23 protein-coding genes are annotated in these 25427 nt (G+C 66.6%); 8 read left to right on the top strand and 15 right to left on the bottom strand.

Features of this window, described 5'->3' with window-relative positions; all coding sequences use genetic code 11:
- Positions 1-10: 10 nt before the first annotated feature.
- Both ACO06X_RS19930 and ACO06X_RS19925 read right to left on the bottom strand, forming a co-directional pair.
- On the bottom strand, positions 11-1537 hold the full coding sequence (locus tag ACO06X_RS19930) for a M28 family peptidase (protein WP_421837860.1): 1527 nt from the start codon (positions 1535-1537) through the stop codon (positions 11-13).
- 10 nt (positions 1538-1547) lie between these two features.
- The gene (locus tag ACO06X_RS19925) at positions 1548-3638 is read right to left on the bottom strand and encodes a RelA/SpoT family protein (RefSeq protein WP_421839957.1); all 2091 of its coding nucleotides are present in this window, start codon (positions 3636-3638) and stop codon (positions 1548-1550) included.
- A 114-nt stretch (positions 3639-3752) separates the two neighbouring features.
- Between ACO06X_RS19925 and ACO06X_RS19920 the strand changes: the two genes are divergently transcribed.
- The gene (locus tag ACO06X_RS19920; protein ID WP_421837859.1) at positions 3753-4997 is read left to right on the top strand and encodes a glycosyltransferase family 87 protein; all 1245 of its coding nucleotides are present in this window, start codon (positions 3753-3755) and stop codon (positions 4995-4997) included.
- A 113-nt stretch (positions 4998-5110) separates the two neighbouring features.
- Here ACO06X_RS19920 and hemF read toward each other — a convergent pair whose 3' ends face one another.
- Positions 5111-6010, bottom strand: coding sequence for an oxygen-dependent coproporphyrinogen oxidase (gene hemF / locus ACO06X_RS19915; RefSeq protein WP_421837858.1), 900 nt, complete (start codon positions 6008-6010; stop codon positions 5111-5113).
- Positions 6011-6055: 45 nt separating this feature from the next.
- On the opposite strand from hemF, the gene pdeM reads away from it, so the two are divergent.
- The 6 genes from pdeM to ACO06X_RS19885 all read left to right on the top strand — a co-directional run bounded on the left by pdeM (position 6056) and on the right by ACO06X_RS19885 (position 11350).
- Complete coding sequence (gene pdeM / locus ACO06X_RS19910) at positions 6056-6742, top strand: ligase-associated DNA damage response endonuclease PdeM (RefSeq protein ID WP_421837857.1); 687 nt, start codon at positions 6056-6058, stop codon at positions 6740-6742.
- A gap of 432 nt (positions 6743-7174) precedes the next feature.
- Complete coding sequence (infC, locus tag ACO06X_RS19905) at positions 7175-7696, top strand: translation initiation factor IF-3 (protein ID WP_421837856.1); 522 nt, start codon at positions 7175-7177, stop codon at positions 7694-7696.
- Positions 7697-8165: 469 nt separating this feature from the next.
- Complete coding sequence (locus ACO06X_RS19900) at positions 8166-9584, top strand: SLC13 family permease (protein ID WP_421837855.1); 1419 nt, start codon at positions 8166-8168, stop codon at positions 9582-9584.
- A gap of 7 nt (positions 9585-9591) precedes the next feature.
- Complete coding sequence (locus tag ACO06X_RS19895) at positions 9592-10692, top strand: potassium channel family protein (RefSeq protein WP_421839956.1); 1101 nt, start codon at positions 9592-9594, stop codon at positions 10690-10692.
- A gap of 74 nt (positions 10693-10766) precedes the next feature.
- Entirely contained in the window at positions 10767-11033 is a 267-nt protein-coding gene (locus ACO06X_RS19890; protein WP_421837854.1) for a type II toxin-antitoxin system ParD family antitoxin, read from the top strand.
- Entirely contained in the window at positions 11033-11350 is a 318-nt protein-coding gene (locus ACO06X_RS19885; RefSeq protein ID WP_421837853.1) for a type II toxin-antitoxin system RelE/ParE family toxin, read from the top strand. Before ACO06X_RS19890 ends, ACO06X_RS19885 begins: the two co-directional genes overlap by 1 nt.
- Before the next feature lie 6 nt (positions 11351-11356).
- Here ACO06X_RS19885 and ACO06X_RS19880 read toward each other — a convergent pair whose 3' ends face one another.
- From ACO06X_RS19880 to ccoN, 12 genes are all read right to left on the bottom strand, one after another.
- Positions 11357-14137 (bottom strand): phosphoenolpyruvate carboxylase, encoded by a 2781-nt coding sequence (locus tag ACO06X_RS19880; RefSeq protein ID WP_421837852.1) that lies wholly within the window; start codon positions 14135-14137, stop codon positions 11357-11359.
- 81 nt (positions 14138-14218) lie between these two features.
- Positions 14219-14842 carry a bifunctional 4-hydroxy-2-oxoglutarate aldolase/2-dehydro-3-deoxy-phosphogluconate aldolase gene (eda, locus tag ACO06X_RS19875; protein WP_421837851.1) on the bottom strand — a complete coding sequence of 208 codons (624 nt, stop codon included), beginning with the start codon at positions 14840-14842 and terminating at the stop codon, positions 14219-14221.
- 231 nt (positions 14843-15073) lie between these two features.
- Positions 15074-16417, bottom strand: a complete 1344-nt coding sequence (gene hemN / locus ACO06X_RS19870) for an oxygen-independent coproporphyrinogen III oxidase (protein ID WP_421837850.1) — start codon at positions 16415-16417, stop codon at positions 15074-15076.
- Complete coding sequence (locus tag ACO06X_RS19865; protein WP_298172814.1) at positions 16414-16653, bottom strand: hypothetical protein; 240 nt, start codon at positions 16651-16653, stop codon at positions 16414-16416. Before ACO06X_RS19865 ends, hemN begins: the two co-directional genes overlap by 4 nt.
- Positions 16650-16799, bottom strand: a complete 150-nt coding sequence (gene ccoS / locus ACO06X_RS19860) for a cbb3-type cytochrome oxidase assembly protein CcoS (RefSeq protein ID WP_421837849.1) — start codon at positions 16797-16799, stop codon at positions 16650-16652. The genes ACO06X_RS19865 and ccoS overlap by 4 nt, the downstream gene beginning before the upstream one ends.
- Positions 16796-18913, bottom strand: coding sequence for a heavy metal translocating P-type ATPase (locus ACO06X_RS19855; protein WP_421837848.1), 2118 nt, complete (start codon positions 18911-18913; stop codon positions 16796-16798). The genes ccoS and ACO06X_RS19855 overlap by 4 nt, the downstream gene beginning before the upstream one ends.
- Positions 18910-19383 (bottom strand): FixH family protein, encoded by a 474-nt coding sequence (locus ACO06X_RS19850; RefSeq protein ID WP_421837847.1) that lies wholly within the window; start codon positions 19381-19383, stop codon positions 18910-18912. Before ACO06X_RS19850 ends, ACO06X_RS19855 begins: the two co-directional genes overlap by 4 nt.
- On the bottom strand, positions 19383-20852 hold the full coding sequence (ccoG, locus tag ACO06X_RS19845) for a cytochrome c oxidase accessory protein CcoG (protein WP_421837846.1): 1470 nt from the start codon (positions 20850-20852) through the stop codon (positions 19383-19385). The genes ACO06X_RS19850 and ccoG overlap by 1 nt, the downstream gene beginning before the upstream one ends.
- Positions 20853-20857: 5 nt before the next feature.
- Positions 20858-21787, bottom strand: a complete 930-nt coding sequence (gene ccoP, locus ACO06X_RS19840) for a cytochrome-c oxidase, cbb3-type subunit III (protein ID WP_421837845.1) — start codon at positions 21785-21787, stop codon at positions 20858-20860.
- A complete protein-coding gene (locus ACO06X_RS19835) occupies positions 21777-21965 on the bottom strand; it encodes a cbb3-type cytochrome c oxidase subunit 3 (protein WP_298172832.1) in 189 nt (62 codons plus the stop codon). The genes ccoP and ACO06X_RS19835 overlap by 11 nt, the downstream gene beginning before the upstream one ends.
- Positions 21962-22711, bottom strand: coding sequence for a cytochrome-c oxidase, cbb3-type subunit II (gene ccoO / locus ACO06X_RS19830; protein WP_421837844.1), 750 nt, complete (start codon positions 22709-22711; stop codon positions 21962-21964). The genes ACO06X_RS19835 and ccoO overlap by 4 nt, the downstream gene beginning before the upstream one ends.
- A gap of 24 nt (positions 22712-22735) precedes the next feature.
- Positions 22736-24379, bottom strand: a complete 1644-nt coding sequence (gene ccoN, locus ACO06X_RS19825) for a cytochrome-c oxidase, cbb3-type subunit I (RefSeq protein WP_421837843.1) — start codon at positions 24377-24379, stop codon at positions 22736-22738.
- Between the two features lie 263 nt (positions 24380-24642).
- Between ccoN and ACO06X_RS19820 the strand changes: the two genes are divergently transcribed.
- A complete protein-coding gene (locus ACO06X_RS19820) occupies positions 24643-25329 on the top strand; it encodes an OmpW/AlkL family protein (protein ID WP_421837842.1) in 687 nt (228 codons plus the stop codon).
- Positions 25330-25427 lie beyond the last annotated feature (98 nt).

Below are 25427 nucleotides of genomic sequence, written 5' to 3'. Positions count from 1 at the left end.
CGGGGAGCGCTCAGCGCTCCCCGGGTTTGCTTCCCGCAGTCCACACAAACCGCGCCGGTGCATCCGCCGCCGCCTCGGTCAGCCCGGTGAAGAAGCGGTTGAAATCGGCCGCTGCCTGCCAGTCCACCGGCGTGGAAAGGTCATCCGCCGGGTGGTGATAGCGCCGCTCGTACCAATCCCGATACCGCGCGCGAGAGCTCTCGTTATACGTCGCAAAGACGAAGCTCGTCCCCGGCACCCCCGCTTCCATCAGCGGCCAGTTGTCTGACCGGCGCAGCAGATCGCGCTCAGGCTCGGGGTCCTCCTGCACCGCAATCCCGCGCGCCTCCGCCACCTGCCGCACCAGTGCGCCCAGCGTGCTTTCCTTGAGGCCATGTACCGTCATCAGCTTCAGCGGATAGAGCGGCCGCACCTGATCGAGGTTGATCACCGCCGCCAGCGAGGCCAGCGGCACGGTCGGATGCCGCACGAACCAGCGCGAGCCCCACAGCCCCTTTTCCTCTCCGGTAAACACCGCAAACAGGACCGGCCGCTTCAGCCCCTTGCCGGTGCGCATCGCGGCAAATTGCTCCAGCAGCGCGACATAGGCAGCATCATCCAGCGTGCCGTTGTAAAGCCCATCGCCGTTCACCGGCTCGCCGCGCCCGTAACCGTCGAGATGCGCCGCGATCACGATGGCCTCTCCGGCAAGCGCCGGGTCGGTGCCCGGCAACAGACCCAGCACATTGGCCGAACGCGTCACCCGCCGCCGCACCGCCAGCGCAGCTTTCGCCTCGCCCAGCTCCACGCGCGGCAATTCCGCCCCCGCCGCGCCTGCCTTCAGGATATCGCCTGCCCGCGTGGTGAGCCGCGCCAGTGCATTGGGATTGAGCACGCCCTGAAGCCACGGCGGCCCAGCCTTCACCTTCACCGCATCCTCCAGCGGCATGACGCTGCGCGAATAGGCAAAGGGCCAGCGGATCGGCTCACCCGGCAGCCCCGGCGCCGCGATCAGCAGCATGCCCGCCGCGCCCGCCGCGCGCAGCGCCTTCGCCCGGTCGAACCCCTTCAGCCGCGCCGGCGCCGGGCGGCCATGGCAGACCACCAGCTGCCCCCTCACATCGCCGATCTCCTCCGCCGAGCAATAGCCCCGGAATGTCGCGGGTGCCGCCAGCGCCTTGGGTGTCGCCGCAGAGGGTGCCAGTTGCACCTCGCGGTTGAAGCGCAGCCGCTGCCCGCCGATGGTGAGCCGCGATGCCGCCTCATTCAGCCGCAAGTCCTCGAACGTGATCGGCTGGAACCAGCCGCCATCGGTGCCGACCGGCTTCAGCCCCGCCGCCGCAAAGCGCTTCGCGACAATCGCCGCCGCCCGGTCATACCCCGGCGAGCCCGTATCGCGCCCCTCCATCGCATCAGACGAAAGCTCGCGCGTCAGCGCCCACCAGGCCTGTGTCTGCGCATCGGGCAGCCCTTCGCCGGCTTGGACCGCCGTGCCCGATAGCGCCAGCAAGCCGCAAGCCACAACGGCCAGCCGGTTCAGCCATCCTCCACGCCGCATCAGCTTCTCCCTAGATCCGGTCCGCCTGCGCCACCGCGTCGCTCGCGCGAAGCGCGCTGACGATCCGCGTCAGGTGCGCCAGATCGCGCACTTCCAGATCCACTTCATACGTGTGGAACGGATTCTCGCGCTGGGTCATCTCCAGATTAACCACATTGGCGTGGTTCTTGGCAAATACGCCAGCCATTTCGGCGAGCGTGCCCGGCCGGTTATAAAGCTCCGCGCGGATGCGGCCCACCGCGCCGTCGGTCCGCGCGTCCCATGAAAGGTCGATCCAGTCGGCATCGATGCCATTGGCTAGGCTCATGCAATCGATGGCGTGCACGGTCACGCCCTGCCCCACGCGCCGCAGGCCCACGATGCGGTCTCCGGGCACCGGGTGGCAGCAATCGGCCAGCTTGAACGCCATGCCCGGGGTCAGCCCGCGCACCGCGATGGCGCGCTGCTGGCTCGGCCAGCCTTCGCTGGCGGGCAAGTTCTTCGCGCTGCCCGGCACCAGCGCTTCCATCACCTGCCGGTCATCGATCTTGGCGCTGCCGATGGCGACCATCAGCTCTTCCTCATTGGCGTATTTCAGCCGCTTGATCGCATCCGCCAGTGCCTTCTTGCCGATCTTGCTCGGCAGCCGCTCGGCGATTTCGTCATAGAGCTTGCGCCCGATCTCGGCGATCTCGGCGCGCTCCTTCTGACGCACTGCGCGGCGGATCGCGGCGCGCGCCTTGCCGGTAACGACGAAGGCCAGCCACGAAAGTTGCGGCTCGCTGCTGCGGCTCTTGATGATCTCCACCACATCGCCGTTGCCCAGCGGCGTGCGCAGCGGCACGTGCCGCCCGTTGATCTTCGCGCCCACCGCCTGCGCGCCCAGATTGGTGTGCACGGCAAAGGCAAAGTCGATCGGCGTCGCGCCCTTGGGCAGCTGGTGCAGCGCGCCCTTGGGGGTGAAGGCAAAGATGCGGTCCTGATAGATCGCCATCTTCGTGTTTTCGAGCAGCTCGTCCGGATCGTGGCTCGCTTCCAGGATCTCGACCAGATCGCGCACCCAGCCCACCTGCCCGTCCGGCAGCGCGCCCTGTTTGTAGGCCCAGTGCGCGGCAAGACCGAACTCGTTGATCCGGTGCATCTCCTGCGTCTTGATCTGCACTTCCACGCGCATCGCGTTGTTGTAGATCAGCGAGGTGTGCAGGCCCTTGTAGCCGTTCATCTTCGGCGTCGAGATGTAGTCCTTGAAGCGCCCCGGGATCATCTGCCAGGTGCGGTGCAGCAACCCCAGCGCGGTGTAGCAGTCCTCCGCGCTATCGGTCAGCACGCGAAACGCCATGATATCGGTGATCTGCTCGAAGCTCACATGGCGCTCGGCCATCTTGCGCCAGATCGAGAACGGGTGCTTCTCGCGCCCTGAAACCTCCACCTTCAGCCCCGCTTCCGCCAGCGTCTGCTTGATCGCCAGCGCGATGGAATCGACCTGCGCGCCCTCGTCGGTGCGGATCGCGGTCAGCCGCCCGGTGATCGTGGCATAGGCTTCGGGTTCCAGCTGTTCGAACGCCAGCAGCTGCATCTCGCGCATGTATTCGTACATGCCCACGCGCTCGGCCAGCGGCGCGTAGATTTCCATCGTCTCGCGCGCGATCCGCCGGCGCTTATCCTCGCTCTTGATGTAGTGCAGCGTGCGCATGTTGTGCAGCCGGTCCGCCAGCTTCACCAGCAGCACGCGCAAGTCCTCGGACATCGCGAGCAGGAACTTGCGCAAGTTCTCCGCCGCGCGCTCCGTATCGCTCATCGTCTCGATCTTCGAGAGCTTGGTCACCCCATCCACCAGCCGCGCCACTTCGGGGCCGAACAGCCGCTCCACCTCGTCCACGGTGGCCAGCGTATCCTCCACCGTATCGTGGAGCAGCGCGGTAATGATCGTCTCCTGATCGAGCTTCAGCTCGGTCATCAGGCCCGCAACTTCAACGGGATGCGAGAAGTACGGATCGCCCGAGGCGCGCTTCTGCGAGCCATGTTTCTGCACCGTATAGACATAGGCGCGGTTCAGCATCGCCTCGTCCGCATCCGGATCATAGGCGAGCACACGTTCGACAAGTTCGTATTGACGCAGCATCTCACCCATAGATGGCCCCGGCCCGGCGCTCCCGACAAGGGAAAATGCCTCCACCGGGCAAATCTTTCACGCGTCTGTTGCCAATGCGAGACCGCAGCGGCACGTAAGGGTGCAATGAGCGACACGCCCGACACACCCAGCCCACCTAAGTTCGTGTCGAGCGAAGGCGCAACATTCGAAGCACGGCTCAAGGCAAACCTGCGCACCCTCTCCTGGCTCGATGCCGGCCGCGTGCGGGTCTATGCCGCGATGATCCTCGTCGCCTACGTGCCGATGATGGTGAAGGTCTTCCGTGAGGCGACCGGCTCCGTGGGCAGCGATTTCCTCGCCTTCTGGGGGGCAGGCCGCCTCCTGCAGACAGGGCCGGCAGCGCGCGTCTACGATCTCGTGGCCGAACATGCCGCGCAGATGGCCGCCGGGACCGGCCAGATGGTCGCCTACGTCAATCCGCCGCCCTACCTGTTCCTCGCCGCGCCGCTGGGGCTGCTGCCCTATGCGGCGGCGTGGCTGGTCTGGGCGCTTTCCGGCTGGGCCGTGTGGTTCCTCGTCGCCCGCCGCGCGCTGCCAAACGCTGGCGGCGCGGGCACCCTCGTCGTGCTCGCCTTCCCAGCCGCCTACCTCGCCGCCAGCCACGCGCAGAACGGCTTCGTCACCGGCGCCCTGCTGATTGCCGCCGTGCTGACCCTGCGCCGCTCGCAGGCGCTGTCCGGCGCACTGTTCGGCCTGCTGGTGATCAAGCCGCACCTCGCGCTCCTCGTGCCCTTCTGGCTCGCCGCCGGGCGCAAGTGGACCGCCGTTGCCGCCGCCGCTGCCTCGGCCGCCGCGCTGTGCCTTGCCTCGCTACTCGTTTTCGGCATCGACACCTGGCGCGCCTACCCGCAGAGTTTTGCCGTCAGCCAGACCCTCATGGCGCAGACCTCCGGCGAATTCTTCCTTCGCATGTCCACGCCCTATGCGGCCTTGCGCGTCCTCTTCGGCACGACCGCCGCCCTCTATGGACAGGCGGTCATCACGGTCATCACCGGCGCGCTGGCCTGCCTCTACTGGCGCCGCGCCCCGTCAGACGAGGCCGCAGGTGCCATGCTGCTCGCCGCCACCGCGCTCGCCTCACCCTATCTCTTCAGCTACGATCTGCCCTTCCTGATCATGCCGATCGCCTTCCTCATCGGCATGGGCCAGCGCGAGGGCTGGCGTCCGTGGGAGAAGTTCCTGCTGGTGCTGATCTGGCTCTCGCCGCTAGCCACCCGCGCCGCAGCGCTGCCGCTGGGGATCAACCTGATGCCCATCCCGGCGGCGGCGCTGCTCTGGCTGGTCTGGAGCACTTGGGCCCCCGCCAAGGTGGGCGCAGCGCCAGAATAAGTTTCGCGCAGAGAACGCAGAGATCGCAAAGGACGGGAGAGAGCCTGCGGCGCAGCCGCCTTCCCTCCCTTCATTGCTTCACTTTGCGATCTCTGCGTTCTCTGCGCGAAATCCTATTCCCACACCGCCTCAGGCGGCAGGCTCATCAGGATCGCGTCGATATTCCCGCCGGTCTTGAGGCCAAACAGCGTACCCCGGTCATAGACGAGGTTGAACTCGGCATAGCGCCCGCGCCAGGTCAGCTGCTTCAGCTTGTCGTCCTGCGTCCAATCCATGTTCATCCGCCGCCGCACTAGCGCCGGATAGACGTTGAGGAAGGCATCGCCCACATCGCGGGTAAAGGCGAAGTTCGCCTCGAACCCGGCATCGTCCGCGCATTCGAGGTGATCGTAGAAGATCCCGCCCACACCCCGATGCACCTTGCGGTGGGGGATGTAGAAGTAATCGTCCGCCCAGGCCTTGAACTTGTCGTAATAGGCCGGATCATGCGCATCGCACGCCGCTTTGTAGCTCGCGTGGAAATCCGCCGTATCCTCATCGTAGGGGATCGGCGGATTGAGATCGCCGCCGCCGCCGAACCACGCCTTGCGCGTCGTCAGGAAGCGCGTGTTCATGTGGACCGCGGGCACATGCGGGTTCGCCATATGCGCCACCAGGCTGATCCCCGTCGCGGTGAACGCCGGGTTGTCCGGGTCCGCGCCGTTCATCGTCTTGGCAAAGTCCGCGCTGAACGTGCCGCCCACGGTGGAAACATTGACGCCGACCTTCTCGAACACTTTGCCCTTCATCAGGCCCTGCACGCCGCCGCCGCCGTCAGGAACCGGCTCACCGTGATGCTCGCGTTTCCACGGCGTGTAGGTAAAGCTGGCATCGCTCCCCGCCTCGCGCTCGATCGCCTCGAACTCGGCGCAGATCCGATCCCGCAGGCTCTCGAACCAGGTCCGCGCGCGGCCAGTCTCCGCGCTCCAATCCTCTTTGGCGACGACCTGTCCGGCCTCTTGTGCAATGCTCATAGGCCAAGTCTTGCCAAGCCAAACGCAATCCGGCAAGGCCTGTCCATGGTTCCCGTTTCGTTCGCCTCATTTCCATTTGCCGGGCAGGACTTCGCGCTCGCCCCTTCGCGCGCGCTCTATTGGGCCGAGGAACGCGCGCTGATCGTCGCCGATCTCCACCTCGAAAAGGCGAGCTGGTTTGCCGAGCGCGGCCAGATGCTCCCGCCCTACGACAGCCGCGAGACGCTTGGCCGAGTCGCGGATGCCCTGCGCGCCACCGGCGCGCGCCGCGTGTTCTGCCTCGGCGACAATTTCCATGACAGCCACGGCCCCGCCCGGCTCGAACCCCACGCCGCCGGCATGCTCGATGCGCTGATGCGCGCGGTGGACTGGGTATGGATCACCGGCAACCACGATTGCCAGGACACGAGCGTGGAAGCAAACGGCCTCCCTGAACTCACCGTGCGCGGCATTGCGCTGCGCCACGAAGCCCGCCCGGGGGAGACGGGCCTCGAGCTTTCCGGCCATTATCACCCCAAGTTCGCCGTCACCGCGCGCGGCCGCCGCGTCTCGCGCCCCTGCGCCGTCGCGAGCGAGCGCCGCCTTATCCTCCCCGCGTTCGGCGCGCTGACAGGCGGCATGAACGCCGCCGATCCCGCCATTCTCGGCGCGCTCCAGCCCGCCCGCGCAATCGATGCTCTGGTCCCCGCCGCCGGCAAACTCGCCCGCTTCCCTTTGTGGCGGCAAGTTTAAGCCACCTGTTCGGCTAGTGGTACGGGCTGCAAGAAGAAGGGTTCGCGCAGAGACCGCAGAGCACGCAGAGAAGAAGGTGGGCGATTTCGCGCAAAGATCCAAAAACACGAAGAGGCCAGCCTTGCGGCGAAGCCGCTTCAATTCCAGCCGAAGCTTGTCGAGATAGGGATCACCTCCGGCGCAAAGCCGCATCCTGGTATCGCTGCGCCGCCGTGCGAACAAAAGCCCTCTGCGATCTCTGCGATCTCTGCGCGAACCAAAATCCTCCAGGCGAAAGCCGATCAGACCAGCGCCCGCAAACCTTAACCCCAAACCAACCTTCCCGCTTTATCTGCCGCCGCATTGTGATATGAGCGCGCGGGGGCAGGCGCAAAGCCCTCCCCCATTTTTGAAACATCAGGAGCAAGCACTATAGCCCCCCCACCCCGGCGCATGATGGCGCCCCCTGTAAAGACCGGCCCCCGCTACAACCAGCTCATTTCCGTGCCCAAAGTGCGCGTGATTGATGAGAACGGCGAAAATCTGGGCGTCATGTACACCCGCGAAGCGATTGATCAGGCTGCCGAAGTCGGCCTCGATCTGGTCGAAGTCTCGCCCAACGCCGATCCGCCGGTCTGCAAGTTCCTCGATGTCGGCAAGTTCCGCTACGAAGCGCAGAAGAAGGCCAACCTCGCCCGCAAGAGCCAGAAGACGCAGGAGATCAAGGAGATCAAGATGCGTCCGAACATCGATGACCACGATTACGACACCAAGATGCGCAATGTCGTGAAGTTCATCGAAGAGGGTGACAAGGTCAAGATCACGCTCCGCTTCCGCGGCCGCGAACTCTCGCACCAGCAGCTCGGCATGAACCTCCTGCGCAAGGTGCAGGACGACGTCGCCGAAATCGCCAAGGTCGAAGCCTTCCCCCGCATGGAAGGCCGCCAGATGCTGATGGTCCTCGCGCCCAAGTAAACGCTTCGAACCCTCTCCCCCGTGGGGAGAGGGTCCGCGAGCGGGGGTGTCCGGCGCAAGACATCGCCCGCTCCAGCATAAGAACATCAAAGGAATCCGTTGGCCCGGACTTGATCCGGGTCGTGGCTTTTCTTCTTCAGCGCCGCGCCAAAGCAGCCCAACTCCGTGTCAGGCGCGGGGTGACGGGCGAGCTGACCATGGAACGCTCGTGCCCGCGCCCTCGGAAACGCGGGACTTCGGTCGGTCCGCCGCCATCCCGACACCAAAACCGTTTTCCTACCGCACCCTTCATCGCCTATGGCTTTGAGGGGCTGGCGTGCTGCGCTGGCGGGGCAAAGGGCGATGGAATGCGGGTCGTGGGCAGAGTCTGGCTTTTGATCGAGGGGGTCGATCAAAAACCCTGTACTGATCGAATGCAATTATTCCTCAGGACAGTGTCAACTGTGTCAACTTGCGCCCGTTCCGCCACATGAACGCGCAGCGCCTCGCCCTCGTTGCAGGTCCGCTAGGCCTTCTTGCCACGCTGCTCATCGCCGCGCCTGCCGGGATGCCACCCACCGCATGGCACACCGCCGGGCTCGTCTGGTGGATGGCGGTCTGGTGGATGACTGAGGCGATGCCGCTGTCGGCCACCGCCATGCTGCCTTTCATCGTCCTCCCCCTCACCGGAGTGACGGATGCGAACAAGACCGCGGCGGCCTATTATTCGCCGATCATGTTCCTCTTCGTCGGCGGCGCCTTCCTCGCGCTCGCCATCGAGCGCACCGGCCTCCACCGCCGCCTTGCGCTCACCATGCTCACCCGCGCCGGGACGAGCCCGGTGCGCCTGCTGCTCGCGGTGATGATGGCAACCGCCTCGATCTCGATGTTCATCTCGAACACCTCGACCGCGCTCATCATGATGCCGATGGCGCTCGCCATCCTAGCCTCGGGCGGCATCAAGGAGGGCGAGACGGACGGCATGGCTGGCGCGCTGCCGATGGGCGTCGCCTTCGCCGCCACCTTGGGCGGCTACGGCACCATCGTCGGCACGCCCACCAACGCCATCGCCGCGGGCCTGCTGGATCGCACGCTGGGCGTGAAGATCACCTTCATCGAATGGTCCGCCTTCGGCCTGCCTATCGTGCTCATCGGCGTGCCGCTCGCCGCCTTCATCATCGCGCGGGTCCACAAGATCGGCCCGGGCAGCTTCGATCCTGCCGCCGCCCGCAATGCCATCGAGCATTCGGTCCACTGGACCGCACCGGAGCGCCGCCTCGTCCCCCTCTTCCTCCTCACCGTGCTCGCCTGGGTCACGCTCCCCCTCACCGAAAGCCTGTTCCCCAAGGGCGGGCTGACCGACGGCACCATCGCCGCCATCGCCGGGCTCACGCTCTTCGTCCTGCCCGACGGCACCGGCCGCGCGATGCTGACGTGGAAGGAAGCCAACCGCATGCCCTGGGACGTGATCCTCATGTTCGGCGGCGGGCTGAGCCTCGCCATGGGCATGGATGCCTCGGGCCTCAGCGACTGGCTCGGCACCGCAATGCTCCCCTTGCGCACCGTGCCGCTGCCGATTGTCGCGCTGGTGCTGGTCGGCTTCGTGGTGATAGTGACCGAATTTGCCAGCAACATCGCCGCCGCCAGCGGGATCATGCCCGTCGTCGCCGCGCTCTGCGGTGCGCTCGGGGCCGATCCGATCCTGCTTGCCCTCCCCGCCGCGCTCGCCGCCAGCTGGGGCTTCATGCTTCCCGCCGGCACCGGGCCGAACGCGCTCGCCTGGGGCACCGGCCACATCGCCATGCCACGCGTGCTGCGCGCCGGGTTCCTGCTCGATCTCGCCGGCGTGCTCCTCATCGTCGGCACGGTCTGGGGCATGGCCGCGCTGATGCGCCTCGGCGGTGGCTGAGGCGCGGATGGAGGAGTTCGCCACACTCTCCAAAGGCGCAGGCCGCGTGCTCGGCTCGCCGCTGCGATTGCTGACGGGCACGCTGCTCTATGTCGCCATCGTCTTCGCGGTCTCCACCATCGGCTATATCGCTGCGGGTTGGCCGGCAGACGATGCGGCCTACATGGTGCTGCTCACCATCTTCTCGGTCGGCTACGGTGAAGTCCGCCCGATCGACACCCATTTCCTGCGGCTGTGGACCACGGCCACGATCGTGCTCGGCTGCACTGGCATGATCGTGCTCACCTCCGCGCTCGTGCAGGTGTTCACCCTGTTCCAGTTCCGCCAGCTCCTGGGGGTAGGCAAGATGCAAACCGAAATCGACCGCCTGAAGAACCACGCCGTGATCTGCGGCATGGGCCGCATCGGGCTACAGCTCGCCAAGGCGCTGACCGAGGCGCGCCATCCCTTCGTCATCATCGAACGCAACCCCGATCTGGCGGAGGAAGCCCGCGCTGCCGGTTGGCTGGTAATGGTCGGAGAAGCGACGCAGGAGGAAACCCTGCGCGCCGCCGGAATCCTGCACGCCCGGGTCCTCGCCTCGGTGCTGCCTGACGATGCCGCCAACGTGTTCATCACGCTATCGGCGCGCAGCCTCAACCCCGATGTCCAGATTATCGCGCGCGGCGAGGCACCGACCACCGAACGCAAGCTGTTCCACGCGGGCGCAGACAAGGTCGTGCTGCCCACGCACATCGGCGCCGAGCGGATCACCGAGCTGATCCTCTACCCCGCCACCGACAGCCGCATCCAGGCCGCCGAACACATGGGCGAGGCGCGCCGCTTCCTCCACGATCTCGGCCTCGACGTAGAAGTCGTCACCGCCGTCCCCAAAGGCGCGCTGACCGGCGCGACCGTCGGCGAAGCCGAACGCCGCGGCGCGGGTGCGTTCTTCATCGTCCAGATCGACCGCGCAGGCGGCCAATCGATCCAGCACCCCGGCGAGGACGTGAACATCGAGCCGGGCGACACGCTCGTGCTGGTGGTGCGCGGCACAAGGCTCTCAGCCGGCGCGATCTTCGGCCTGCCCGCCAAGCCGGTGAAGCAGGGGCGGACGTATGTGGGGTGAGGAGGCCTAGCGAATGAATAGCAAGGTTTGACAAAAACTGTTATTAGTCAGTCTTGATCGCTGAGGAGCGCCCCATGAATGTAAGCCTGACGCCGGAGCTTGAAACCCTAGTCCAAAACAAGGTCAAAGCCGGACGCTATAATTCGGCTAGCGAAGTCGTGCGAGAAGCACTGCGCTTGATGGAAGAGCGCGATCAATTGCAAGAACTGCACAAGGCGGCGATGCGCGAAAAGATAGCGGTAGGCGTGGCTTCGCTCCGCGCCGGACGCATTATCGAAGGAGAAGCCTTCATGGACAGGCTCGATGCCGAACTGGCCGCGATTGAGGCAATTTCCAACTAATGGCGGCCCGTTACGCTCTCACTTACGAAGCGGAGCGGGATGTCCAGCTGATCCGTCAATACTATGTCGAGCAAGCAGGCGCACAGGTAGCGCGCCATGTGCTTGGGCAATTCAAGAAGGCATTCAATCTGCTGGCGTCGACGCCAAACGCTGGGCACTGGCGCGACGACCTTACGGACGCACATGTCCGGTTCTGGCCAGTCCTCGGCTACATGATCGTCTATGATCCAACCACACAACCCATCGGAATCGCGCGCGTGCTGCATGCGTCGCGTGACCTGGAATCGCTGTTCAGGGCCAAACCGTTGCGAGTCTGACGTCTCTCACCCATGCGCGCCGAAGTGGTTCGCAATCGCCGCTGAAATCCTGAGGTTCAGCGCGTGCGCCCGCTCGATGGGATCGATAAACCGCGTGCGGATCGCGCCGTAGCCTTCGCCGCGGTTGTCCGGGTAATCGGTCGGTTCGCTCACCGGGAAGTCCTCGATCTCGGGCTCCACCACCGGGTAGGCACGACGCAGCTGCGCCAGCGCTTCGTCCACCCGCAGCGAGAGGACCATCTCCAGCACGTCCTCGCGGCTCACATCGTTGGAGCGTGAGAACGGCGGCACCTGCACCGCGCGCAGGAACATGTGCATCAGCAGCGAGAGCCGCAGCGCCTGCAGCAGCGCGATGGTGCGGCGCTCCTTCTCGGTCGCGGCATTGCGGGTCTCCTCACGGGGGATCATCGCAAGCAGCCGGTGGAGCTTCATCCAGTCCACTCGCAGCCGCGAGGCGAGGCGGCGGAACACCCCGGCGCGGTCGTCCTTCGTCAGGTATTCCGCCAGCGCGAGGCAGGCATCCTCCAGCGCGGTTTCGGTGCCGCGATAGGGCCGGCTTGCCCAGTAGGCGGAATTGAACAGCTCGCCAAAACACGCCACCGTCTTGATCGAGGCGAGGCCATTGGCCGCGCGCAGCAGGCGCACCAGCTGCCGCCCCCGGCCCGACCGGCCGAGCAGTTCGGCGACCGCCTCGGTCTCCTCCCCCGCCGCGATGCCCGCGCCCGCGATCACGTTCACCGGATAGCCGATCTGCTGCAGGATCGCGTTGTGCGGGATCGCGCGGATCTGGCGCAGGCTCATCGTGCGGTCGCGGGCAATATCCGATTGCCGCCGCGAAACCCGGCTGCCGGTGCTCTTGAGCATGCCGAGCCCGAACGCGGTGACGGCCCGCGCATAGGTCACGCTTTCCAGTTGCTCGCGCTGCACACGGCGGATCGCGCGGTAGAAATCGAGGCTGAGGTCGGTGCGATCATAGAACGGATCGGCTTCCCCATCCCCGCGCAGCACCTCTTCAGCCTCGATGATCCGCGTCAGCGTGGCGAGCGCGAGTTCGTCGCTGCGGAAGAACAGGTAGCCGTCGCCGCCTTGGAAGCTCGCTTCGGGCTCCAGCGCGATCTCGGCCTTGGCGAAGCGCCCGCGCGCCCAGCGGCTCAGCGGCCAGGTCAGCCGGTCGGCAAAGCCTGAAGGGTGCGCGCCGCGGCCCATGCTTTCACCGTGGGTGTTGAACACGAGCGCCGCCACATCCGTCAGCCCCGCCGCCTTCATCGCCGCTGCGAGCCGGCCCTGCAGCCGCTCGATCGCCAGCGCCGCCGGGATCTGCCCCATGAAGCGCCCGGCATCCGAAAAGCCCGTCTGGATCGAAAGCCGACCGCGCAGGCGGACGTAATCACGGTAGGATTCCTCCGCCAGCAAGGCTTCGAGAAACCGCCCGCCATGCTCGAGCGCAGCCTCGGTCTCGAACAGTGGGGAGACATCGACCTTGCCTTCGATCCCCAGGAGCCGCGCGAAATAGAGCGCGGCCAGCACCGTCTGCGGCTGCTCGCATTCGGCGATCAGCATGCGGATCGGCGCATCGGCATCGATGTGGTGTAGGACCTGCGCCATCACCAGGAACTGGCGCATCGCGGTCGAAGTTTCGATGGCGAGCGCGGCGAAATTGGCGCGCAGCGGTTTCACTTCGGCCAGGAGTTCGCGCAGCTTGGAAAGCGCGCTCTTGCTGGCAAGATCGAGCGTGCCTTCGGGATCGATCCGCCGCCTGAGCGCGTTCAAGAGCTGCGAAGCGTTCACCCGGAAGTGGATCCAGCCCATGCCGAGCCCGTCCGCCCGCATCGCGCCCGCCAGCACGGCAAGCGCAATCGCGGCATCGCCCTCGGCCGTTCTGGCCTCGGCCTCCAGCGCCGCGATCACGGGCCCAAGCGACAGCAACTTGTCCGGGTGTTCCGCTGTCAGCGCATTGGCCGCTGCCGCCAGCGCCTCCGGCTCTGCGCCGAGCCCGGTGAACTGCGCGGCCATCTCGGCCGCATGGGCCGCTGCGCCGCGCAGCTGGGCGATCAGCGCATGATCCGGCGCAATGGCCTCCAGCTGCGCGGCATAGCCTTTGAGCCGCCGCGCCTTCTCCTGCAGCCGGTAGGCGACCGAGGTGGACCACGAAATGTCGGTCCGCCCATCCATGTCGTAGCCGACCCAGCTGGCGAAACGGAACGGCAGCGGCTTGAAATCGAGCCAGCGCCCCGGCCAGCGGGTGCGGGCATGGGAGAGCAGCGCGGCATTGATCCGGTCGCGTGCAGCGCCAGCGCGCTCGATCGCGGCGAGCGCTTCGGCGTGCTCGTAATCAAGCGTGACCTTGGGAGCGATGCCGGGCACCTGGCAGACCGTCGCCGCCATCGGATCATCGGCCAGCGCGGCTTCGGCCACGGCATCGGATTCGGCGGGGCTCAACAGGAACGTGGGATGCGCGGTGAACACGGCGTGGAGCAGCGGCCGCTCCCAACGGCGGCGGAACTCGGAAAACCCGTCCTCCTCGTTGAGCAGCGCCGCCAGCCGCGCGAGGTTGTCCGCCGGATCGGTTGGCGCGACAAGCGTGCGCAGCCGCGCAGCGCGGGCCTGCAGGCCTTCGCATTCCAGCGCGGCGACCAGGCTTTCCATTGCCGAAAGATCGAGCGCGCCGCTTTCGAGCTGGCGCGAAAGATCATGGCTCAGCTGGAACACCGGGTTGAACAGCGGGGTTTCCGCCGTCCTTGCGTGGAGTTCCTGCAGGCGGTTCCTCAGCGTATCGACCGTATCCATGCGCGCCGCACCTCCAGCCAAGTGATTGGACCTGCGGGCGAACTCGCCGGCAGGCTGCATCGGGGCCGCAGCCCCGCAGGATCAGGCCAGCGCCGCTGCCGCGCGCGCTGCCGCCTCGATAGCCAGAACATCGGGCGCGCCCCCATCCTGGACTTTGCCCACCACCCAGGATCCGCCGACGCAGAGCACCGGGCCAAAGCCCAGCCATTCCGGTGCAGATTCCAGGGTGATCCCTCCCGTCGGGCAAAATTGGCACTGATGGAACGGCCCGGCAAGCGCCTTCAGCGCCGGAAGTCCGCCCGAAGTCGCCGCCGGAAAGAACTTGAAATGCCTGAGGCCGAGATCGAGCCCGCGCATGATGTCGCCCGCGTTGGCGACGCCCGGCAGATAGGGGATCCCTGAGGAAACCGCTGCCGCCCCCAGCCGCTCGGTGAGGCCGGGCGAAACAATGAACTCAGCGCCTGCATCGATCGAGGCCTTGAGCGTGGCCGGATCGGTCACCGTGCCCGCGCCGACGATGGCGCCTTCCACGCTGCGCATCGCGCGGATCACATCGAGCGCCACCGGGGTGCGCAGCGTCACTTCCAGCACGCGCAAGCCCCCCGCCACCAGCGCGCGCGCCACGGGCACAGCGTGGGCCACGTCCTCGATCACCAGCACCGGAATGACCGGGGCGGTGCGCATGATGGTTTCGATGGGCTTCATGGTAACTCGCTGGGCTGGTTTGGGGCGTGCCCTGACCTAACGCGCGGGGGCGCGCCATGCAGCCTGCAATCGGGCATGCGCATAGCTATTCTTCGGTTTGAGCAGGTCTGCTCACTCTGCCCCCGCCCCCAACCCGCTCGTGCCGAGCTTGTCGAAGCATCATGCGCTGCGGTCGCGCCAGCACCCTTCGGCAGGCTCAGGGTGAGCGGGGGTAGGAGTGGAAACCCCCGCTCAGATTGCCGAGCTGAAGCTACGTTCCTCGGTGCGATAGGCATCGAACACCGAGGCGATGACGCGTGCATAGGGCGCTGCGTCTGCTTCAAGCCGCAACCAGCCGCGCTCCAGCGTGACCAGCCCCTCCTTCGCAAATGGCTCCAGCCGCGGCCGCGCCGCAGCCAGCAAATCGCCGTCGATCCTGGCCGTGCCGCTGCACAACAATGCCTCGATGATTGCCGCGCGGCGTGCGTCTTCCGGGCCGGTCTCGATCCCTTTGCGGCCCGCGAGCTGGTCCGCGCCGATCAGCATGCGATAGCGCCCGGGGTTCTTCTCGTTCTGCACCATCAGCCCGGGCAGTTCGCTGATCGCTGATGCGCCGAGGCCGATAAGCACCGAGGCCGGATCTTCGGTAAAGCCCTGGAAATTGCGCCGCAGCGTGCCGTTCAAGGCCGCGCGGGCGAGCGGATCGCCCGGCAGCGCGAAGTGATCGAAGCCCACCGCATGGTAGCCCGCATCGATCAACTGGCGTGCGCCCATCGCCGCCATGCGGAAGCGCCCGCGCTGGTCCGGCAGATCCGATCCATCGATCCGGCGCTGGCGCGGGATCATGTGCGGCACATGGGCATAGCCGAACAGCGCAATGCGATTGGGCCCCATTGCAACGCTCTGCGCCAGCGTTTCGGCGAGCACCTCGTCGTTCTGGTGCGGCAGGCCGTACATGAGGTCGAAGTTGATCGAGCCGACCCCCGCCGCGCGCAGGCCGGAAACCGCGCGCTCGATCATCTCGATCGGCTGGACGCGCCCGATGGCCTCCTGCACGGTGGGGTTGAGGGTCTGCACGCCAAGGCTGACACGGGTGACGCCGATGCCCCGGATCGCGGTCAGCCAATCGCGCGTGAGGGTGCGCGGATCGAGCTCGACCGAAAGCGCGGGCCGCACGAAGCGGAAGGCCAGCACCAGCGCATCGATCAGCCGCACGAACTCGGTCGGCGGCACGGCGTTGGGACTGCCGCCGCCGAACGCGATGTGCTCGATATGCACCGATGGATCGAGCATATCGGCCACCAGCGCGATCTCGCGGTGCAGCGCTTCGAGGTACGCGGTCAGTCGGTGGCGCTTGTTGGCGGCGCCGGTGTTGCAGCCGCAGTACCAGCAGATCTCCTCGCAGTAGGGAATGTGGAGGTAGATCGAGACCGGCCCGGTCAGGCTGGCCAGCGAGATGCGCTGGCGCAGATCGAAGCTTTCCTCGACGAACTCCGCCGCAGTGGGATAGCTGGTGTAGCGCGGCACCGGCCGCGCCAGCAGCTCAGGATAATAGGTCCAGTCGGCAAACTGCTCAGCTTTGGTTGGCCCGCTCATTGCCCGGAATCCTCTTCGTCGTCGTTGTCCCCGCAGCAGGTGCCACCGACCGAACGCTTGCGCATTGCGCTATGGCAAATCTTGCAACACTGCTTGTCCGGTTCGTGATTTTTCATGGGCAGCGGGATCGGCGCCCCACCGCCGCACAGCGCGATCATCGTGGGGTGTGCCGCCTGAGCCGGCAGCGCCAGTTGGAGCGCGGCCAGCGCGCTGCACAGGGCGAACAGGCGCTTCATAGCGGCCGATCCTCATCGATCAGGATGCGCGCGGCCGCGCCATCGAGATCGCTGAACTGCCCGCCCCGCAGCGCCCAGAAAAAGGCTGCCAAACCAAGCAGTCCCATGCCGAGCGCGATGGGGATGAGGATCAGGATCGACGTCATTTGGCAGCTCCGGCAAGGCGGAGCGAATTGCCCACCACGATCAGCGACGAGGTTGCCATGGCAATTGCCGCCATCAGCGGGGTGACGAGGCCGGCCATCGCCAGCGGCACGGCAAAGGCGTTGTAGAGGATCGCGGCGGCGAAGTTTTCGCGCACCACACGCATCGTCCGCCTGCTGGCCCGCACGGCGCGCGGCAGGGCGAGCAGCGAATCGCCGGTGAACACGAAATCGGCAGCTTGGCGACCGACATCGCTCGCGCTGCCCGGCGCGATCGAGGCATCGGCAGCAGCGAGCGCGGGACCATCGTTGATCCCGTCGCCCACCATCAGCACGCACTTGCCGCTGCGCTGCAGGCGCTGGATCGCGTCGAGCTTGTCGGCCGGAAGCGCAGCAGCCTGCCCCGTGAGGCCGGTTTCGCGCGCCGTGACCGCAACTGCCGCAGCATTGTCGCCAGAGAGGATCGAGGCCTGGATGCCGAGTGCCGCAAGATCCGCGAGCGCTTCGCGGGCATCGGGTCGCAGCCGGTCGGCAAAGCCGATCACGCGCACTGGCCCCGCGCCGATGGCGAGCGCCGCAGAGGTCCCGCCCGGCTGCGAAGGCCGCCCGAGCGAAACCGCCAGACCCCGCCAGATGCCCGAAACCCCGCGTCCCGCCGTTTCGCGCACGTTCTCGACAGCCGCCGCGCGCACCCCGCGCGCCGCAAGGGCCAGCGCCAGTGCCTGCGACAGCGGATGGCGGCTGTGGCTGGCGAGCGCGAGCGCGACCGCAGCTTCCTCCTCGCAAAGCGCAGCGAGCACCGCCGTATCGGGCACAGGGCGGCCCATGGTCAGCGTGCCCGTCTTGTCGAGCAGCACGCGGTCGACCCGGGCCAGTCGCTCGATGGCGCTGCCGTCCTTCACCATCACGCCCTGCTTCAGCAACGCGCCCGCCGCGACGACTTGCGCCACCGGCACGGCAAGGCCCAGCGCGCAGGGGCAGGTGATGATCAGCACCGCAATGCCCACCACCAGCGCCTGATGGAAGCTCGCCCCTGCGATCAGCCAACCGGCAAAGCTCAGCGCCGCCAGCGTATGCACGGCAGGCGCATAGAGCCGCGAGGCGCGGTCGGCGATGCGCACAAAAGTGCTCTTGGCCTGCCCAGCCGATTCCATCGCCTGCGCGATCTCTGCGAGCGCGGTGCCCTGCCCTGCCGCCGTGACGATCACATCGACCGGCGCATCAAGGTTGAGCATGCCGGCCAGCACAGGCTGGCCCGGGCCAGCGGGCACCGGCGCGGTCTCTCCGGTCAGCAGCGACTGGTCGAACCTGCTCGTGCCGCTGGCGATTGCGCCGTCAGCTGCCAGCCGCTCGCCCGCCGCAACGCGCATCAGCATGCCGGGCACAAGCGCGGCCGCTGCGGTCCAGTGCAGCGCGCCGTCCGCGCCGACCACCATGGCCCCGCTCGCCGCCTGCCGCAGCAGCGCCGCCACCCCGGCGCGCGCGCGATCACGCATCATCGCATCGAGCGCGCGGCCCGCGAGGAGGAACAGCAGCAGCATCAAGGTGCCGTCGAACCAGGCTTCCTCGCCGCCGGTCAGCGTCTCGTAGCAGGAAAGGCCGGTCGCCAGCGTGACGCCGATGGAGATCGGCACATCCATATTGGTGCGCCCACGCCTCAACGCGCCCAGCGCCGAGCGGAAGAACGGCTGCCCGGCATAGAGGATCGCGGGCACGCCGATTGCTGCGGAAAGCCAGTGGAACAGATCGCGCGTACTGCCATCCGCGCCCGACCAGACGCTAACCGAAAGCAGCATCACGTTCATGCAGGCAAACGCCGCTACCGCCAGCGGCGCGAGCAATTCGCGCGAGGCGGAGGGCGGCTCGAGCGCGTCCTCGCGCGGCTGCGCGGCAAAGCCCGCGCCGGCCAGCGCGGCCACCAATTCGGGGATTTCCACCGCGCCCGTGTGATCGACCGCAATGGTCCGCGCCGTCAGGTTGGCCCGCGCCGAGGCGACACCCGGCACCGCGCCCAGTGCGCGCTCGATTTTGCCCATGCAGCCCGCGCAGTGCATGCCAGGCACCGCCAGCACGGTCCGGCTGATTGCGGGAGCAAGGCGGGCCGATACCGCGTTCACAGCGCGTCATCCTCGGCATGCCAGACGTGGCCGTTGCTGCGGACTTCCATGCCCACATGCCAGCGGCCCGCCGGCAGCGCCGCTTCATAGACGCCCGGCGCAACCTCGCGCGGGGTCATCGTGACCGGGGCCTTGGCCCCCAGCGGATGGTCCGCCTGCGCGCGCACCGCTGCGCCCGCCAGTGGCCGCCCGCTCGCATCCATAAGCGTGAAGCGCACATTGCCCGCGCCCTTGCGTGCCAGCGTCATGTGCCAGCCCAGCGCCTTGTCGGCCTTTGCCGCACCCAGCCAGCCATTGAATTCCTGGCTCGCGACGTAGGAGTTCTCCACCACCGTCCCACTGAAGGTCGAGACCGCAAGGTTGGCGAGCAGCACATTGACCGCGATCACCACGCCAAAGAAGCCCACCATGATCAGCGTCATATGCCGACCGGTGAAGGGCCGGACGCGCTTTGCTGCAAGCCGTGCCATCAGTCGTGCTCCTCTTCTTCACGTTCGCTGCCGGGCGCAGCGAAATGCGTCTCGCGGCGGGGCGTGCGGCCTTCGCCATCAAGCGGGGTCGCGGTCAGCGCGAAATCCTGCGGGCGGGCCGATGCTGCGGGCACCACGGCGTAGAGCCGCACCTTGGCCGTGCTGTCTGCCGGGATTGCGACATCGACGCTCGCGCGGGCCGCACCGGGTGCCATCGCGTCGGTATAGAACGCGGCGCCCGGCAGCCCTTCGGCGGCGATGCGCAAAGTGCGCGGGCGGTCTTCCATGTTGCGCAGCGCCAGAGTGAAGGCATTGCGCACCGCGCCGCCCGAAAGCTGGACGAATTCCGGATTGCGCTCGCGCGCGACCGAAAGCGTGAGCCGCTCGCGCGCGCCGAGCATGAACAGCAGCGCAAGGCCGATCCCGCCCCACACCGCGAAATAGCCGATCAGCCGCGGTCGCAGGAGCACCTTCACCACGGGCCGCGCCGGCTCGCCCTTGATCTCGCGCTCGGCGTCGACAAGCGTGCAATAGTCAATCAGACCTCGCGCGCGGCCCACCGAGGCCATCGCCTTGTCGCAGGCATCGACGCAGAGCGCGCAAGTGATGCAGCCGATCTGCGGCCCTTCGCGGATGTCGATCCCCGTCGGGCATACCGCCACGCATTGCTTGCAATCGATGCAGTCACCCAGCGGGCTGGCCGCGCCTTTGGCCTCCTTGAGCGACCCGCGCGGCTCGCCCCGCCAGTGCTTGTAGGTGACGGTGAGCGAGCTTTCGTCGAGCATCGCGGTCTGGATGCGCGGCCAGGGGCACATGTAGATGCACACCTGCTCGCGCATGAAGCCGCCCAGCCAGAAGGTGGTGAAGGTAAGGATGCCGGTGCAGGCATAGGCCACCGGGGCTGCGGTGCCGGTCCAGAATTCGCGCTGCAGGGTGGGCGCGTCGGCAAAATAGAAGATCCACGCGCCCCCGGTCACGAAGGCAATGCCGAGGTAGACGCCCCACTTGAACATCCGCCGGGCAAACTTTGCGGGCGTCCAGGGCGCGGCATTGAGGCGCAGCTGCGCGTTGCGATCACCATCGATCAGCCGGTCGACATGCTGGTAGAGGTCGGTCCACACCGTCTGCGGGCAGGCATAGCCGCACCACGCGCGCCCCACCGCGCTGGTGACGAGGAACAGCCCGATCCCCGCCATGATCAGCATGCCCGCCACGAAGTAGAACTCCTGCGGCCAGATCTCGATGGCGAACATATAGAACCGGCGGTGCGCCAGATCGACCAGCACGGCCTGCCCAGGGGCGTGCGGCCCCCGGTCCCAGCGGATCCACGGCGTGCCCCAGTAGACGGCAAGGCACACCGCCATGACGAGCCATTTGAAGCGGCGGAACGGCCCGTCAATCTTCTTCGGGAACACGCCCGTGCGCTTGGCATAGAGCGGTGCGGAAACGATGGGATCCTGAGCGTTCATGATCCTTACTGCGCCGCCCCCGCTGCTGGTGCTGCAGGCGCTGGTGCCGCCTCACCGCCGCCCAGCGAGTGAACGTAGACGGCGAGCATCTTGATCGTCACCGGATCAAGCCGCCCGGTCCAGGCCGGCATGACCCCGGCATGGGCATTGGTGACGGTATTGGTCAGCGAGGCGCGATCCCCGCCATAGAGCCAGATCTTGTCGCTGAGCTTGGGCGCGCCCAGGCTGCGGTTCCCCTCGCCGCCCGCGCCGTGGCAGACCGCGCAGTTATCGGCAAAGAGCTGCGCGCCGCGCCGCGAGGCTGCACTCGCCGGGTCCTGCTTGCTCAGCACGCGGACGTGGCTGACCACATCCTGCACCTGCGCTGCCGTCAAAATCCCGTCGCGCCCGAAGCTCGGCATCAGGCTGCTGCGCGTCGCGTCGTTGCCCGGATAGCGGATGCCGTTCACCAGCGTCTGCTGGATCGTCGCAAGATCGCCGCCCCACAACCAGTCGTCGTCGTTAAGGTTGGGATAGCCCTTCCCGCCCGCCGCGCCCGCACCGTGGCACTGCACGCAATTGACCTTGAACGCGGCGTGTCCGCCCTCGATCGCCGCGCGCTGCAGCGCGGGGTTGGCGGCCAGCGCCTCGATCGGGGTTGCCGCGATGGCATTGCGCACGGCCTGATGCTCGGCCTTTTCGTGGGCCAGATCGCCCGCCAGCACGCCCCGGCTCGTCCAGCCCAGCGTGCCGGTGCTCGCCGAATGGAGCATGGGAATCGCCGGATAAAGCACGACATAGACCAGCGCGAAGACAATCGTCGCGTAGAAGGTCCACAGCCACCAGCGCGGCAGCGGCGTATCGAGTTCCTCGATCCCGTCCCACTCGTGCCCGACCTTGGCGGTGCCGGTGGCGTGGTCGATCACTTTCCCATGGTGTGTGTTGTCATGCGTCATGGCTGTCATCCTCGAAGATCGAGAGGGCCGCATCGCGGCTCGCCGCGTTTCCGCCGGGGCGGAACGGCCAGAGGCACAGCGCGAGGAACACCAGCGCCATGATCATCAGGCCCCAGCTGTCGGCAAGATGCCGCAGCAGGTCGTAGGTTGAGTGGGTCGAAAGCTGGAGCAGGTTCATCGGCCCTTCTCCTTGGCGAGATGCTCCTGCGCCGCCGGCGCGTTCACATCGACCATAGTGCCCAGCACCTGGAGATAGGCGACAAGCGCATCCATCTCGGTCAGCCGCTTGGGATCGCCGTCGAAGTCACGCACAGTCGCCCCCGGATAGTGCTTGAGGAAGGCGGCGTGATCGGCATCCGGATCGGCCTGCGCCTTGAGGTCGTCGTTGGCACCGGCGATCTCGTCCTTGGTGTAGGGCACGCCCACCCGCTCCAGCGTCTGCAGCGCAGGCACCATGTCGCCCTGATCCAGCGGCTGCTCCTTGAGGAAGCCGTAAGTCGGCATGATCGATTCCGGCACCACGGAGCGCGGGTCGGCCAGGTGCTGGACGTGCCATTCATCCGAATACTTGCCGCCCACGCGCGCCAGATCCGGCCCGGTGCGCTTCGATCCCCACTGGAACGGATGGTCGTACATCGATTCCGCCGCGAGGCTGTAGTGGCCGTAGCGCTCCACTTCGTCGCGGAAGGGGCGGATCATCTGGCTGTGGCAGACATAGCAGCCCTCGCGCACATAGATGTCGCGCCCGGCCTGCTCGAGCGGGGTGTAGGGGCGCATCCCCTGCACCTTCTCGATGGTATTATCGATCCAGAACAGCGGCGCGATCTCGACGATCCCGCCCACTGTGACCGCCGCAAACGCCAGCACGGCCAGCAGCGTGACATTGCGTTCCAGCTTGCGGTGGCGTTCCATGAAAGTGGCCATTTCGGTATCTCCTGTCAGGCCGGGTCAGATGGCAGTGGCGGGGCTGAGCGGCACGTCGCGCGCCGGATCGAACGCGGCCGAGTGCAGCGGTGTTTCCTGCCGATAGTGGCCAAGGATCGTGCGGGTGATGTTGATCGTCATCACCGTGGCGCCCGAGAGGTAGAGCAGCCCGCCAAAGACACGCAGCGCATACATCGGGTGAAGCGCGGCGACGGTATCGGCGAAGGAGTTCACCAGATAGCCGTCCGGCCCGTATTCGCGCCACATCAGGCCCTGGGTGATCCCCGCCACCCACATCGCGGCGGTGTAGAAAACGATCCCCAGCGTCGCGAGCCAGAAGTGCCAGTTCACCATGCGCAGGCTGTAGAGCCGTGTCCGGCCCCACAGGCGCGGCGCCATGTAGTAGAGGCAGCTGAACGTGATCATCCCGTTCCAGCCCAGCGCGCCCGAATGGACGTGGCCGATGGTCCAGTCGGTATAGTGGCTCAGCGAGTTGACCGACTTGATGCTCATCATCGGGCCTTCGAACGTGCTCATCCCGTAGAAGGCGAGCGCAAGGACCATCATGCGCAGGATCGGATCGGTGCGAATCTTGTCCCAGGCGCCGTTGAGCGTCATCAGGCCGTTGATCATCCCACCCCAGCTCGGCATCCACAGCATGACCGAGAAGACCATGCCCAGCGTCTGCGCCCAATCCGGCAGCGCGGTGTAGTGAAGGTGGTGCGGACCCGCCCAGATGTAGAGGAAGATCAGCGCCCAGAAGTGGATGATCGAAAGCCGGTAGGAATAGACCGGCCGCTCCGCCTGCTTGGGCACGAAGTAGTACATCATCGCGAGGAAGCCGGCGGTGAGGAAGAAGCCCACCGCATTGTGGCCATACCACCACTGCACCAGCGCACCCTGCACCCCGCCGAACACCGGATAGCTGCGCGATCCGAAGAAGCTCACCGGAATGTTCGCGTTGTTGACGAGGTGGAGCATCGCCACGGTCAGGATGAAGGCGAGGTAGAACCAGTTGGCCACATAGATGTGCGGTTCCGACCGCTTGAGCAGCGTGCCGACGAAGACCGCGAGATAGGCGACCCAGACCACCGTGAGCCACAGGTCAACGTACCATTCCGGTTCAGCGTACTCCTTGCCCTGGGTTATCCCCATAAGGTAGCCGGTGGCCGCCAGCACGATGAACAGCTGGTATCCCCAGAACACGAACTTCGCGAGGCCCGGCAAGGCAAGCCGCGTGCGGCAGGTGCGCTGAACGACGTAGAACGAGGTGGCAATCAGCGCGTTGCCGCCGAATGCGAAGATCACGGCAGACGTGTGCAAGGGCCGTAGCCGCCCGAAATTGATCCACTGCAGCCCGAGATTGAGCTGCGGGAAGGCCAGCTCAAGCGCGATATAGAGGCCCGCGAGGAACCCCGCCATGCCCCAGAAGACCGTGGCGATGACACCCAGGCGGATCAGATCGTCATCGTAACGTCCTGTATCAACCGGGCGAATCGTGGCAGCGGGGTCCCAGCCCCGCACCGTGACGACAAGACCGATGAGCGCGGCGAGGCCGCAGATCATCATGTGGACGGCAAAGCCGGTATCGACCGCCAGCGCGGTGGCGATCACCGTGAAGAACAACGCGCCGAGCCAGAGGCCAGTGCGCGGGAGTACGGAGTCCATGGGAAGCACCCTTCCAAGCGGATGTTGGGATCAAGTCCTGGACCGTCCCTGCCCGGCCTTCGCCCCCGCAACATTGACCGGTGTCAATTTGCAGCAGGCAATCCTACCTCCGCTGAAATCATTTGCCTTTCCGGTTATTTTTTCTCTTCGCAATTTGCGCTCCGTCAATGTTGATGACGTCCCGCCGGATCATTGGACACTCGTGCTGCGAGGCTTGGCAGTCCTGCAAGGGGCAGGACCCACGCAGCTTGGGAGCTCTGCTCATGAAGATTGTCCAACTGGCCGCCATCGGCGCGGCGCTCGCCTCCACCGCGCTCATCGCGGCTCCCGCCCATGCAGGCTCCACCGAGGGCAAATGGCAGATCAAGGTGCTCGGCTCGGGCGTGCTGCCCGATGGCAAGATCACCCGGATCGAGAAGGATCTCATCGGCCTGCCGGCGGGATCCCAGACCAAGGCAAGCGACAATGTCGCCCCGACTGTGGCGATCGAATACTTTTTCACCAAGAACATCTCTGCCGAAACGATCTGCTGCACCAGCGCCCACCACGTGACCGGGGCCGGCGCGCTTGCCGGCGCGGCAATCATCGATCACGCGATCCTCATCCCCGCCACATTGACGCTGAAATACCACCTGCCGCTTCCCGGCGGGATCAAGCCGTATATCGGCGTCGGTCCTTCGCTCCACCTGTGGCTGGGTGAGCGCCCCGGCGCGGCTGCGGCTGCGCTGGGCGCTGCACGCGTGCGCCTGTCGAATGATGTCGGCGCGGTCGTTCAGGCCGGCGTCGATGTCCCGCTCGGCAAGAAGGGCTACGGCCTCACGCTCGATGCCAAGAAGTACTGGATGAAGACCACGGCGCACTTCTACACCGCAGGCGGTGTCGAGGCGCTGACCACGCGGCACGATGTGAATGCGTGGATTGTCAGCGGCGGCGTGTCCTACCGCTTCTGATCCGTTGCGCGGCCGTATTGCGGGAGGCCTCCGACCCTCTGCGCAGCGGCTGCGCTAACCCCCGGGGGAGCCGGCGGGCGGCAGGCAGGGCTTTCGGC

It is taken from the genome of Novosphingobium sp. (assembly GCF_965229225.1).
GTDB lineage: Bacteria > Pseudomonadota > Alphaproteobacteria > Sphingomonadales > Sphingomonadaceae > Novosphingobium.
The sequence above is the reverse complement of the archived record's forward strand: the minus strand, read 5'-3'. Positions and strand labels throughout refer to the sequence as shown.

Coding starts and splice junctions, on each gene's coding strand:
- ACO06X_RS19885 (WP_421837853.1), top strand. CDS start 11,033: ATGGCGGCCCGTTACGCTCTCACTTACGAAGCGGAGCGGGATGTCCAG.
- ACO06X_RS19900 (WP_421837855.1), top strand. CDS start 8,166: ATGAACGCGCAGCGCCTCGCCCTCGTTGCAGGTCCGCTAGGCCTTCTT.
- pdeM (WP_421837857.1), top strand. CDS start 6,056: ATGGTTCCCGTTTCGTTCGCCTCATTTCCATTTGCCGGGCAGGACTTC.
- ACO06X_RS19850 (WP_421837847.1), bottom strand. CDS start 19,383: ATGGCACGGCTTGCAGCAAAGCGCGTCCGGCCCTTCACCGGTCGGCAT.
- ccoG (WP_421837846.1), bottom strand. CDS start 20,852: ATGAACGCTCAGGATCCCATCGTTTCCGCACCGCTCTATGCCAAGCGC.
- ACO06X_RS19865 (WP_298172814.1), bottom strand. CDS start 16,653: ATGAAGCGCCTGTTCGCCCTGTGCAGCGCGCTGGCCGCGCTCCAACTG.
- ACO06X_RS19820 (WP_421837842.1), top strand. CDS start 24,643: ATGAAGATTGTCCAACTGGCCGCCATCGGCGCGGCGCTCGCCTCCACC.
- ACO06X_RS19880 (WP_421837852.1), bottom strand. CDS start 14,137: ATGGATACGGTCGATACGCTGAGGAACCGCCTGCAGGAACTCCACGCA.
- ccoO (WP_421837844.1), bottom strand. CDS start 22,711: ATGGCCACTTTCATGGAACGCCACCGCAAGCTGGAACGCAATGTCACG.
- ccoP (WP_421837845.1), bottom strand. CDS start 21,787: ATGACGCATGACAACACACACCATGGGAAAGTGATCGACCACGCCACC.
- ccoS (WP_421837849.1), bottom strand. CDS start 16,799: ATGACGTCGATCCTGATCCTCATCCCCATCGCGCTCGGCATGGGACTG.
- infC (WP_421837856.1), top strand. CDS start 7,175: ATGATGGCGCCCCCTGTAAAGACCGGCCCCCGCTACAACCAGCTCATT.
- eda (WP_421837851.1), bottom strand. CDS start 14,842: ATGAAGCCCATCGAAACCATCATGCGCACCGCCCCGGTCATTCCGGTG.
- ACO06X_RS19835 (WP_298172832.1), bottom strand. CDS start 21,965: ATGAACCTGCTCCAGCTTTCGACCCACTCAACCTACGACCTGCTGCGG.
- ccoN (WP_421837843.1), bottom strand. CDS start 24,379: ATGGACTCCGTACTCCCGCGCACTGGCCTCTGGCTCGGCGCGTTGTTC.
- ACO06X_RS19920 (WP_421837859.1), top strand. CDS start 3,753: ATGAGCGACACGCCCGACACACCCAGCCCACCTAAGTTCGTGTCGAGC.
- hemF (WP_421837858.1), bottom strand. CDS start 6,010: ATGAGCATTGCACAAGAGGCCGGACAGGTCGTCGCCAAAGAGGATTGG.
- ACO06X_RS19890 (WP_421837854.1), top strand. CDS start 10,767: ATGAATGTAAGCCTGACGCCGGAGCTTGAAACCCTAGTCCAAAACAAG.
- ACO06X_RS19925 (WP_421839957.1), bottom strand. CDS start 3,638: ATGCTGCGTCAATACGAACTTGTCGAACGTGTGCTCGCCTATGATCCG.
- hemN (WP_421837850.1), bottom strand. CDS start 16,417: ATGAGCGGGCCAACCAAAGCTGAGCAGTTTGCCGACTGGACCTATTAT.
- ACO06X_RS19930 (WP_421837860.1), bottom strand. CDS start 1,537: ATGCGGCGTGGAGGATGGCTGAACCGGCTGGCCGTTGTGGCTTGCGGC.
- ACO06X_RS19895 (WP_421839956.1), top strand. CDS start 9,592: ATGGAGGAGTTCGCCACACTCTCCAAAGGCGCAGGCCGCGTGCTCGGC.